General features: G+C 44.9%; 7 protein-coding genes and 4 pseudogenes. 10 read left to right on the top strand and 1 reads right to left on the bottom strand.

The window, feature by feature from the left end; translation table 11 throughout:
- The first annotated feature begins 102 nt into the window (after nt 1-102).
- The 10 genes and pseudogenes from TT12_RS09420 (at nt 103) to mmsB (ending at nt 11,777) form a co-directional block, all read left to right on the top strand.
- Nucleotides 103-1,302: an MFS transporter gene (locus TT12_RS09420; RefSeq protein ID WP_045454390.1), complete on the top strand. Its 1,200-nt coding sequence runs from the start codon at nt 103-105 to the stop codon at nt 1,300-1,302.
- Between the two features lie 268 nt (nt 1,303-1,570).
- Nucleotides 1,571-3,241, top strand: coding sequence for a fatty acid--CoA ligase (locus TT12_RS09415; protein WP_045454270.1), 1,671 nt, complete (start codon nt 1,571-1,573; stop codon nt 3,239-3,241).
- 218 nt (nt 3,242-3,459) lie between these two features.
- Entirely contained in the window at nt 3,460-5,514 is a 2,055-nt protein-coding gene (locus TT12_RS09410; RefSeq protein WP_045454267.1) for a propionate--CoA ligase, read from the top strand.
- 360 nt (nt 5,515-5,874) lie between these two features.
- A pseudogene (locus tag TT12_RS09405) lies at nt 5,875-7,357 on the top strand (CoA-acylating methylmalonate-semialdehyde dehydrogenase).
- Nucleotides 7,358-7,420: 63 nt separating this feature from the next.
- A pseudogene (locus TT12_RS09400) lies at nt 7,421-8,580 on the top strand (acyl-CoA dehydrogenase family protein).
- A 45-nt stretch (nt 8,581-8,625) separates the two neighbouring features.
- Nucleotides 8,626-8,922 (top strand): enoyl-CoA hydratase/isomerase family protein, encoded by a 297-nt coding sequence (locus TT12_RS18420; RefSeq protein ID WP_279378857.1) that lies wholly within the window; start codon nt 8,626-8,628, stop codon nt 8,920-8,922.
- Nucleotides 8,901-9,107 carry an enoyl-CoA hydratase-related protein gene (locus TT12_RS18415; RefSeq protein ID WP_279378856.1) on the top strand — a complete coding sequence of 69 codons (207 nt, stop codon included), beginning with the start codon at nt 8,901-8,903 and terminating at the stop codon, nt 9,105-9,107. Before TT12_RS18420 ends, TT12_RS18415 begins: the two co-directional genes overlap by 22 nt.
- Nucleotides 9,104-9,406, top strand: coding sequence for an enoyl-CoA hydratase-related protein (locus TT12_RS18410; protein ID WP_279378855.1), 303 nt, complete (start codon nt 9,104-9,106; stop codon nt 9,404-9,406). The genes TT12_RS18415 and TT12_RS18410 overlap by 4 nt, the downstream gene beginning before the upstream one ends.
- 47 nt (nt 9,407-9,453) lie before the next feature.
- A pseudogene (locus TT12_RS09390) lies at nt 9,454-10,709 on the top strand (enoyl-CoA hydratase/isomerase family protein).
- Nucleotides 10,710-10,832: 123 nt separating this feature from the next.
- The gene (gene mmsB, locus TT12_RS09385) at nt 10,833-11,777 is read left to right on the top strand and encodes a 3-hydroxyisobutyrate dehydrogenase (protein WP_045454265.1); all 945 of its coding nucleotides are present in this window, start codon (nt 10,833-10,835) and stop codon (nt 11,775-11,777) included.
- 79 nt (nt 11,778-11,856) lie between these two features.
- On the opposite strand, the pseudogene TT12_RS17225 reads toward mmsB, so the two are convergent.
- Nucleotides 11,857-12,359: pseudogene (locus TT12_RS17225) on the bottom strand (IclR family transcriptional regulator).
- Between the last annotated feature and the right edge of the window lie 55 nt (nt 12,360-12,414).

Here is a 12,414-nt window from a genome sequence, read left to right as displayed (position 1 = left end):
TTCAGCTATTATCGTCCTATTTCTATTACTCACGCCAGATCATCCGCGTCCAACATAGCCTGTATTCCTGTGAAAAATACCATCAGTAAACCCCAAAATAATATGCCAGAACCTCTATCTACACCAATCAATAATGCAACATCGTGGGTCTTAAAGCTCACCATTGGTTTGATTGGGATGTTTGCTTTTTTGCAAGTGTATTCTATTCAGGCCATTTTGCCCGTATTAATGGTAGACCTGTCTGCAACTGAGGTACAAGCTGGCATGATCGTCGGTGCAACGGTGATGGCGATTGCTATTATGTCGCCATTCTTGGGCATGCTGTCTGACGCTGTGGGGCGTAAATCCTTTATCGTTGGCGCGTTATTATTTTTAGCGATACCAACTGCTTTAATTGCCCAAAGTCCGAGTATTGGTTGGATGGGCATGTGGCGGTTTATGCAAGGGTTGTCTGTACCGGGCATTACCGTGGTGACGATTGCTTATATCGGTGAAGAGTTTGAGGGACGCGCTGTCACGGAACTGATGTCGTTCTATGTCTCAGGCTCGGTACTTGGCGGCTTCATGGGGCGATTTTTGCTTGGGCATTTGCACGAGCTTATCGGCTGGCGTGCAGGCTATTATGTGATGGCAGCGATGACCCTTATTGGTGCGCTGTGGGTCGGCAAGATGCTGCCATCATCACAGCAGTTTGTGGCCAATCCGAATTTTCGTTCCGCGATGCAGACGCTCGGTGAGCATTTAACCAATCGTTATGTGGTGACGGCTTGTCTGTTAGGGGCGTGTGTCTTATTCTCACTCGTGGGTTGTTTTACCTTTATCAATCTACATCTTGCTAAGACGCCATATGAGTTGAGTACGGGTGCGCTTGCCAATATTTTTGCCGTTTATTTAATAGGCGTTGTCATCACGCCATTGTCGACGACCTTGCTACGTCGCTTTGGTTCAGCGCGCACAGTACGCGTGGCTGTTTTCGTTTCTATGATTGGGGTGCTGTTAACGCTAGTGACGCCGTTATGGGGCATTATTATTGGTCTTGCTATTATGTCCTCAGGTGTCTTTATCACCCAAGCTGCCACCATCAGTTATATCGCCGTCAATGTTAAAAAAGGGCGCTCATTGGCGTCTGGTTTATATTACATGGGGTATTATGCTGGCGGTACGATGGGTGCGTGGTTATGCGGCATGGCTTATGCGCGCGGGCAGTGGTCGCTCACAGTATGGCTGCTCTTATTCGTACAGATTTTGGCATTACTGGTTGCCAGTTTTGGCATGATAAAAACAAAATCACGCGCGGCTTGATGGCTATTTTTGAGCAATTTTCATTAAGCTATTGCCTCTTAGGATGTTTACGTAAGGTTGCTTTACATAGCATCTATTTTTTCTTACTATCGATATAGCCTGTTCAATACACCCTAATAATTCTATTAATACTGTTAGCCACTATCAATTTTTAAACAGCCAATTTTTTATAAGTAAAAGCTAAAATAACTAGAACTGCGTGCCATCAATTATTCATGATTCACCCGCATAATAACTTATCCGCATGACCAACAAGGACGTCATATCTATGTCAAATATTTACCACAGCGCCCCTTCTGCTTACGATTATCCCTTATTAGTTAAGCAACTATTGAACCGTGCCAAAACGGTGTCGCTAGAGCAAGAAATCGTTTATGCTGATAAAAAACGCCTTACCTATAAAGATTTATTCAATCGTATCAATCGCTTGGCCAATGTCTTAGCAGGTTTAAATCTAGATGCAGGTGATATAGTGGCGGTGATGGATTGGGACAGCCATCGTTATCTGGAGTCGTATTTCGCTGTACCGATGTCAGAGTATATTTTACAAACCGTTAATATCCGCCTATCGCCAGAAAAAATTCTTTATACCATCAATCATGCTAAGCCAAAAGTGCTGCTGCTTAATTCTGAGTTTGCGCCATTGGTCAAAAGCTATCAGTTTGAAAACTCTAGTATTGAGCACATTATTTGGCTAGATGATGATGGCGTGACATCTGAAGGAGTCTTCGGTGGTAACCAAAACCGCGTAGTAGGTGAGTATGAAGAATTATTACAAGCTGCCGATAGTGAGTTTGACTTCCCAGATTTTGATGAAAACACCATTGCCACAACGTTTTATACCTCAGGCACGACGGGCGATCCAAAAGGCGTGTTCTTTAGCCACCGCCAGTTAGTATTGCATACCCTCACCGAAGCGGCGACATTAGGTATGCTGCCCGACAAGCAAGGCGTCAGTTACGGTGATGTCTATATGCCGATGACGCCGATGTTCCACGTTCATGCGTGGGGCTTTCCATTTACCGCGACCATGGCTGGTCTGAAGCAAGTGTATCCGGGACGCTATGCACCAGATGTGTTAATGGATTTGATTATTAATGAAAAAGTCAGTATTACCCATTGTGTCCCAACGATTTTGCAAATGGTGCTCAAAGAAGCACAAGATCGCGATGCCAGTTTCAATGGCTTAAAAATGATCATCGGTGGTTCAAGATTGACTGAAGGCTTGGCAAAAACAGCCATGGCACAAGGCATCGAAGTATATACTGGTTATGGTATGTCAGAGACAGCGCCCCTTATTAGCTTGACAGAATTTAGTCTCGACGAGCCTGAAATGAGTGAAGATGAAGATATCGCTCGCCGTTGTATGACTGGTAAGCCCGTACTGATGGTGGATGCTCAAATATGGAGTACCAATAATGAGTCGGTTGGTACCGGTCAAGACAATACTGGTGAGTTGGTATTACGTGCACCTTGGTTAACGCAAAGCTATCTAAAAAATGACGATGCAGGCAAAGAGCTGTGGGAAAACGGCTATATGCACACCCAAGACATTGCTTATATACGTCCTGATGGTTATATTAGAATTACTGATCGCTTAAAAGACGTCATTAAGTCAGGCGGCGAGTGGATATCGTCATTAGAGATTGAGACGATTTTGTCGTTACATCCAGCGGTCGCTGACGTATCTGTGATTGGGGTACGTGATAAGCAATGGGGTGAGCGTCCATTGGCCTTGATTGTGTTAAAACCTAATGCTCAAGACACGAGCGTTGATGATATCAAAGCCATCGCCGAGAAAGCCGTAGAGCGGGGTATTATTCCGAAATATGGTGTGCCAAGTCAATTTAAGTTCGTCAATGAGCTACCAAAGACTTCTGTTGGTAAACATGACAAAAAAGTGATGCGTGAGATGTATGCTGATCAAACTGAGGTATAGGCTTAAAGTGGCTTAACTATTGAGCAGATAACTGGCTTAGTAGTTGACCTTTATTGTTAGCTCTGCTACATTTTAAACCGATACCTACTAAATCGATACGTAGTGTATCGGTTTTTTGTTCTATTAGAGATAGCTGGCAGGGATAGCCAATCTTTACTATGACATTATTAGACAATATTACATCGTATTACCCATCATTTATGCTAAGGACAGCTATTATGAGCGAGCAAACCGCCACTTCAGTGACCAACCAATCGTCAGAGCAAGCTCAGACTTCTCAAGCGTTATCTAATACCACTCAAACTTTTGCTGAAATTTATCACTCTTCTATTGAAAATAAAGAAGAGTTCTGGGCAGAGCAAGCAAAGCGTATCTATTGGCATAAAGAGCCTGAACAAATTCTTGATGACAGCAATCTGCCATTTGCGCAGTGGTATGTCGGTGGCGAGACCAATCTTTGCTATAACTGTGTGGATCGCCATCTTGCAGAGCGCGCAGAACAGGATGCTTTTATCTGGTTATCCTCTGAGATTAACCAAGAGTTAATAGAAACCTTTCCTAAAGTCGTCGATGCGTTTAGAGATTTGGATAATAACGTTGAGCTTTATACGGACTATACCAAGCGTCGGCTGACCTATAATGACCTATATAAAGAAGTCAATTATTTTGCCGATGTGCTACAGCGTCATGGTATTGGCAAGGGCGATCGCGTTGTCATTTACATGCCGATGATTCTAGAAGCCGCTTATGCCATGTTGGCTTGCGCTCGTATCGGTGCCGTACATTCTGTGGTATTTGGTGGATTTGCGGCGCATAACTTAGCCATTCGTATGGATGATGCCGAAGCAAAAATGGTCATCACAGTAGATGCAGGTTTGCGCGGTGGTAAAGTTATTAATTATAAAAATCTTGTCAATCAAGGGGTCGAGCAAGCAACGGTTAAGCCCGAACATGTATTGGTCATCAATCGTGGCATTTTACTATTTGAGCCAAAAAATATTGATGTTGATTATGCAACCCAGCGCCGTATCAGCTGTGAAGCCAATGCGATTGTCGAGCCAGTTTGGCTTGAGTCAAATACGCCATCATATTTACTTTATACCTCAGGCACTACGGGTACGCCAAAAGGCGTGCAACGTGATACCGGTGGTCACGCGGTTGCGCTAACGACGTCGATGGATTATATCTACGATGGCAAGGCGGGTGAGACATTTTGGGCGATATCAGATATCGGCTGGGCGGTCGGGCATTCTTACACCATTTACGCACCATTGCTGGCTGGCATGACGAGTGTGATGTATGAAGGTCTGCCGCATCGCCCAAACCCCGGTATTTGGTGGCGAATTGTCGAAGCAAACAAGGTCAATATTTTATTCACGGCACCGACGGGTGTCCGTATGCTGAAAAAACAAGATGAGACATGGATGACACGCTATGATGTCTCCAGCGTAAAATCCTTCTTTTTGGCAGGTGAACCACTGGATGAATCGACAGCCAATTGGCTGACTAAGCATTTAGGTGTGCCAATTTTAGATCATTATTGGCAAACAGAATCTGGCTGGCCCATTCTAAGTAACACGCCCAAATTCAATCACAAGCCGCACAAGCAAGGCTCACCCGGTTATCCCATGTATGGTTATGATGCGCATGTTATTAATGAAGAAACAGGCGAACCTTGTAAAGCTGGCGAAAAAGGACTGCTCGCGATTCGTGCACCATTGCCGCCCGGTTGTCTGACCACGGTATGGCGAAATGATGAACGCTTTATTAGCAGTTATTTTGGTCTGTTTGATGGCAAGCAATATTCAACCTCAGACTATGCCGTGACTGATGAGGAGGGTTATTTTTATATCTTAGGGCGCACTGACGATGTGATTAACGTCGCCGGTCATCGTATTGGCACGCAAGAAATTGAAGAGGCGATTAGCACGCATCCAGAGATGGCAGAGTGTGCGGTTGTGGGTATTCATGATGAATTGAAAGGAGAGTTGCCGATAGCCTTTTGTGTGCTGAGAGATCATGAACAAGTCACGACCACCGAAAATCGTTTCCGTATTGAGCAGCAGGTCATCGGTGCTGTGGTCAAATCCCTTGGCGGTATCGCAAGGCCAGCGGCAATTTATTTTCCGCAAGCGCTACCAAAAACGCGCTCTGGCAAAATCTTACGTCGAGCCATTCGTGCTTTAGCAGAAGGCAACGAAACAGGAGATATGTCAACGCTTGATAATCCAACAGCGATTGAGGCGATTAAGCAGTCTATGAAAGACTACTAATACGATGGCGTATTAATTGAAAAAAGCCATCTAACGTTAATATTGAAAAAAAGCTCATGCACAATCATGGGCTTTTTTGTTTTTAATTTAAGGCGTCTCCTCATTTTTATCACTACTTAGTCGCTTTCGCTCAAACTGAAAATATACCTTATATAAAGTTTTTTTCGTTAACATAAACTCAGATAAAATTTTGACAAAGCGCTTGACCCTAAAAATGGTTTATTGGTATAGTCAATAACGATACGAAATAAATCATTTTATAAATTATGTTTGATCGATAAAAGCTCATCATTTTTTTTCTCTTTTTAAATATTAAGACACCGCTAAAGGGTAGTCTCGCAAACAAGATAAGGATATCTTATGCACCACGTCAAGCAGCTCATCAATGGTCAATTTGTTGATTCTAATACCAGTGAATGGATTGATATCACCGATCCTGCCACGCAAGAAGTCATCGCTAAAGTTCCGCAAACTACTGACGATGAAATAAATCAAGCGGTCGCTGCTGCTCAAGCAGCGTTTCAAACGTGGCGCAAAACGCCCATTACCACACGTGCCCGTATCTTTTTAAAGTATCAAGCATTGATACGCGACCACATGGATGAGCTGGCAGAAATACTGACGGCAGAGCAGGCAAAACCATTGCTGATGCGCGTGGCGATGTGTTCCGTGGTTTAGAAGTGGTTGAGCATGCTGCTGGTATTGCCAATTTGCAAATAGGCGACTTTGTTGAAAACGTTGCATCAGGCGTGGATACTTATAGTATTTGGCAGCATTAGGCGTCTGTGCGGGTATCACGCCATTTAACTTCCCAGCGATGATTCCTCTGTGGATGTTCCCAATGGCGATTGCCACGGGCAACACTTTTATCCTAAAACCATCTGAACAAGACCCAATGGTCACGATGCGTCTGGTAGAGCTTGCTGTTGAAGCGGGCGTACCTGAAGGCGTGCTAAATGTCGTACATGGCGGCAAAGCTACTGTCGATGCTATTTGTGATCATCCTGATATCAAAGCAGTTTCTTTTGTGGGTTCGACCAACGTCGGAAAACACGTTTATGAGCGTGCCAGTCAATCAGGCAAACGCGCACAGTGTATGATGGGCGCGAAAAACCATGGCGTTATCTTGCCGGATGCTAATAAAGAGCAGACGCTTAATCAGCTAGCAGGTGCTGCCTTTGGTGCTGCTGGTCAACGTTGTATGGCGCTGTCTGTCGTTGTCCTTGTCGGTGCTGCCGGTGAGTGGATTGATGATATCAAAGCCAAAGCTGAGGGTTTAATCGTCTCAGCTGGTAAGCATGATAAAGATTTAGGTCCGCTGATTTCTCCTGCCGCAAAAGCGCGTGTTGAGCATTTGATTGGCACAGGGGTAGAAGAAGGGGCGAGCTTGATACTTGATGGTCGTGGCATTATGGTCGAAGGTTATGAAAAGGGTAACTTCGTAGGACCGACTATCTTTGATAATGTTACTGCGGATATGCAAATCTATAAAGAAGAAATCTTTGGACCAGTCCTGTGTATCATGCGTGCCAACAGCTTAGATGAAGCGATTGAGCTACTCAATGCCAATCCGCATGGTAATGGTACGGCTATCTTTACTCAATCAGGGGCTGCGGCGCATAAATTCCAACAAGATATCCAAGTCGGTCAAATTGGTATTAACTTGCCGATTCCTGTGCCACTACCAATGTTCTCGTTTTCAGGCTCACGCGCTAGTAAGCTTGGTGATTTGGGTCCTTATGGTAAGCAGGCGGTGCAATTTTATACCCAAACCAAGACGGTTACGGCGCGCTGGTTTGATGATGAAGCAAGTCGCGGCGTCAATACGACTATTTCAATTTAACGCCGAATCACCTATATTTGCATTGACGCTTTAATACACCCTATTCAGCACAAGGATGACCCCATGGATTTTTCATTGACCGATGACCAAATTGCCTTTCGCCAAACTGCCAGACAGTTTGCCCAAAAAGAGCTAAAGCCTAATGCCGCTGAATGGGATCGCACCTCGCACTTCCCAGTCGATGTGATTAAAAAATCAGGCGAGCTTGGGTTTTTAGGGTTATATACTAATCCAGAATATGATGCTTAGGCCTACCGCGTTTAGATTCTGCCATGGTTTTTGAAGAGCTAGCATGGGGTGATACCTCTGTGGCGGCTTATATGAGTATTCATAATATGGCAGGCTGGATGATTGGCGAATTTGGTAGCGATGCGCTGTGCAAAAAATATTTGCCAAATATGGTTAGTGGTGAATGGCTGGGCAGCTATTGTCTAACGGAACCTAATGCCGGTTCTGATGCCGCATCACTGCGTACCAAAGCCGATAAGCAAGGTGAGTATTATATACTGACCGGCGAAAAAACCTTTATTTCAGGCGCAGGTTCAACTGATGTATTGGTGGTGATGGCGCGTACGGGTGCTGCAGGCCCAAAGGGGATTTCAGCATTCGTTGTCGATGCCGATAGTGCTGGTATTGAATACGGCAAAAACGAGCATAAAATGGGCTGGAAAGCACAGCCAACACGGACGATTAGCTTTAAAGATGTCAAAGTTCCAGTAGAGAATCTCATTGGCGAGGAAGGTCAAGGCTTTCGTATCGCGATGAAGGGGCTTGATGGTGGCCGGATTAATATTGGTATCTGTGCAGTAGGGACAGCGCAAGCGGCGCTTGAGACAGCGACCAATTACGTGCAAGAGCGTAGTCAGTTTGGTAGCCCGATTGCCAGCTTACAGTCAGTACAGTTTAAGCTTGCTGATATGTTGACTCAAACCATTACCGCACGGCAAATGCTCTATTTAGCGGCGAATAAAGTCGATAATAACGATGCGCAGGCCTCTACTTATTGCGCAATGGCAAAGCGTTTATCGACTGATCTTTGTTTTGATGTCGCCAACGAAGCTCTACAATTACATGGTGGCTATGGCTATCTCAATGAGTATCCGCTTGAGCGTCATGTGCGAGATTTGCGCGTACATCAGATTTTGGAAGGCACCAATGAGATTATGCGCGTGATTGTCTCGCGTCAGCTCTTACAAGACGATGCATTGAGCCAACTGCGCTAACCTATTTATATGAATAAAATGATTTTATGATAAGGATGTTTGATCATGACGGATTATACCAACTTAAAACTATCGATTGATGGTCATACTGCAACGCTAACCTTAAATAACCCACCTGCTCATACGTGGACGATGGACAGTCTCAATGCGCTTAAGCAATTGGTCTCTGATCTCAATACCAATGATGAGGTGTATGCGTTAATCGTTCATGGTGATGGCGAGAAGTTCTTTTCAGCAGGCGCCGATTTAAATAATTTTGCAGATGGCGATAAAGGTCGTGCGATTAGTATGGCGATAGCTTTGGTGAAGCATTTGAAGCGTTGTCAGCCTATCGCGGCGTGAGCATCGCGGTTATCAATGGCTATGCGATGGGCGGTGGTCTTGAGTGCGCACTTGCTTGTGATATCCGTATCGCAGAAGCACATGCGCAGATGGCATTACCCGAGACGGGTGTGGGATTGTTGCCGTGTGCCGGTGGTACGCAAAATCTAACGGCTTTGGTAGGCGAGGTTGGGCAAAGCGCATGATATTGTGCGGCGAGCGCGTCGATTCCCAGACTGCACTACGCATTGGCTTAGTCGAAGAAGTCACTGCAAAAGGTGACGGTTTATTAGCAGCACAAGCACTAGCGCAAAAAGTTGCTAAACAATCACCGGTTGCGGTCAGTTACTCTAAAACGCTTATTCAAGCGGCAAGAGAGACGCCACCTGCGCAAAACCTTATCCATGAGCGTGAAGCCTTTGTTAAATTGTTCGATACTGAAGATCAGCGCGAAGGTGTACAAGCATTTTTAGAGAAGCGTAAGCCCGTTTGGCAAAATAAATAACCTTAGCGTAAATATTATTTCACTTTTTCATTTTGTAGGTCACTTTTATGACAACAGCTATAGAAGGCGCAGTAGAAAAAAGCACAGCAGACGCATCGGTATTATTCCGCACTGAACCGACAGATTGTGGTCACCTTATTGGGATAATGACGTTAAATATGCCAAAGTCTCTTAATGCCTTGAGCGTTGAGATGTGTCAGTTGTTATCGCAACAACTAGAGCAGTGGGAAGGTGATGAGCAAGTGGTGGCATTGCTATTAAAAGGCGCAGGCGACAAAGCGTTTTGTGCAGGCGGTGATATTCGTAGGTTATATGACAGTATGTCAGCAACAGCGCCTATGCCAAATCCTTATGCGACAGATTTTTTTGGTCATGAATATAGTCTTTATCGCCAAATGCATTTTTACCCTAAGCCATTAATCTTATGGGGTGACGGCATCATTATGGGCGGCGGTATGGGTTTGATGGCAGGCTGTAGCCATCGTCTAGTCACTGAGCGTACCCGTTTTGCCATGCCTGAAATTACCATTGGCTTATTCCCCGATGCTTCCGGCAGTTGGTTCTTGCAGCGTATGCCGGCCAAAACTGGTTTATTCTTAGGATTAACGGGTGCGATGTGTAATGGCAGTGATGCATTATTAGCCAACTTAGCAGAATATGCAGTTGCCAGCTCTGATTATGATGCCATCATGCAACGTCTGAAGCAAAGTGACTGGCAACCGGCAGCTAATGCAGACAATAAAGAAAGCTATAAAGAAAATAATAACAGCGCCCATAGTATCGTGAGCCGAGCATTAGCGGCGCAGCCTGTTGCTGAGATACCTGCTAGTAAGTTGGCGCAGCATTGGCGTGCTATCCAGCAGCTGATGAACAGTGGCGGTTTGGGTGATATTGATGCGCTATTACAAAGCGATGAGGCGCTTGCACAACTTGATGCAGATTTTGCTGCCGACAGCTGGTCACAGAGGCTGTAGCAACTTATCGACATGGCTGTCCAGTTACTACTGCTTTAACTTATGCGCTTTATTATAAAGTCACTGACTTATCGCTAGAGCAAGTTCTGTATTTAGAAGCCAATGTCGCTGTACATTGTGCCGCCAATCCTGACTTTAAAGAAGGCGTACGTGCGCTACTGATTGATAAAGATCGTAATCCACAGTGGTCACGCTCACTAGCAGACTGCTTGAGTAGCGAAGGGCAGGCGTACATACAGCAGCACTTTGTGAATCCTTATGCTAAAGATGAGCATCCGTTAGGCGATTGGTTGGGTGATGAGGCTTTAGGCAGTCAGTCTGTGCGTTAAAAATTGAATTTATCAATTCAATATAGACATCAAATTAAAATTACGCTCAATTAAATAGTTTACAGCTATATGTGTAGCAACGCCTGCGCGCATGATTAATACTAACCATCAAGGAATGATGAGATGAATACAAAGGATATAAATGCCACCGATAACGATACTACTAAGCCAAATATTGCCTTTATTGGGCTAGGTAACATGGGCGGTCCAATGGCAGAAAACTTGTTAAAGGCAGGTTATACGCTATCGGTTTATGATTTATCTGCAGAGGCAACGGCGCGTTTGCAAAAAGCGGGCGCCAATGTAGCTGATAGCCCTAAAGATGCTGTCCAAAACGCCCAAGTGATTATCAGTATGTTGCCTGCTGGCAAGCATGTGCATTCTGTCTATCTAGGAGAAGGTGGCTCTGACGGTCTACTTTCGGACTTACCAAAAGGTACTTTGGTGATTGATAGCAGTACCATAGCAGCAGCTGATGCAAGGAAGGTCGCAGAGGCGGCAAGTAAGCTTGGCATAGACTTCTTAGATGCCCCAGTCTCTGGTGGTACGGGTGGTGCTATCGCTGGTACGTTAACCTTTATCGTCGGTGGCAGCACTGATGCCTTTGTCAAAGCTGAGCCGATACTGGCTGTAATGGGCAAAAATATCTTTCATGCAGGCGAGCATGGTGCCGGACAAGTCGCAAAAATCTGTAATAACATGCTGTTAGGCATTCTCATGGCAGGAACGGCAGAAGCAATTAATCTGGGCGTCAAAAACGGTCTGGACCCTAAAGTGCTATCAGATATTATGCTGCAAAGCTCAGGTCGTAACTGGACGTTAGAGGTATACAACCCTTATCCGCAAGTGATGGAAAATGTCCCTTCTAGTAATGGCTATCAAGGCGGATTTATGAGTAAGCTCATGCAAAAGGATCTTAACCTTGCCATGCAGACCGCTGAAGATACTCAGGTAGAGACACCGATGGGCGCTAAAGCGACAGAGCTATATGAAGCGCATGCAATCGAGAACGGCGATAGAGATTTTTCGAGCATTATGGCGCGACATGACAGCTCAGTATTGACTTAAGATATTAAAAAAAGCATAACTAAAAAAAGGTCTGCATTATTATCTTAATGCAGACCTTTTTTTAATTATATTGCATCATCTAGCTGGGTAGGTCATAGACGAGAGACTGAATATCTTTCGCTGCTTTTTGCAGTCGTGGGACATGGGTTAAGAGATCATCTAAAGACACTCGTATGGTCGGTGCATGCAGATATAGCGAAGCAAGGTAGCGCGACTTTCTATCCCGTATCGGTACGGCGATTGCCACCATCTCAGAGATAAACTCTTCATTATCGATACCGATACCTGTTTCAGCGATACGATCAAGCTCAGCGTTTAGCGCATCGATATCGGTGATCGTATTTTGGTAAACTTATCCAATGACAGGTTTTGTAGTATTTTTTCGCGGCTTGTGCGCGGCAACTGGCTTAAATACAGCTTGCCAGTCGCAGTACACCACATTGGTGATTTTGCGCCCACTGGCAAATAAATCTGTATCGGCAATGTCGTATTTGCACGGTTGGTATAGATCATGTTCATCTGATAAGGCACACCGATCCCGCAGGTCTCTTTTAGCTCATCAACCAGCTTTTGCAAAATCATTTGTCGCTCATTAAAGAACAATCGCTGTTGCCAAAGTTCAACACCCAAGTTGCGT

Origin of the sequence: Psychrobacter sp. JCM 18903 (assembly GCF_000586475.1) — a bacterium.
In the GTDB taxonomy this organism is placed as follows: Bacteria; Pseudomonadota; Gammaproteobacteria; order Pseudomonadales; family Moraxellaceae; genus Psychrobacter.
This window is presented reverse-complemented; position numbering and strand designations above follow the sequence as displayed.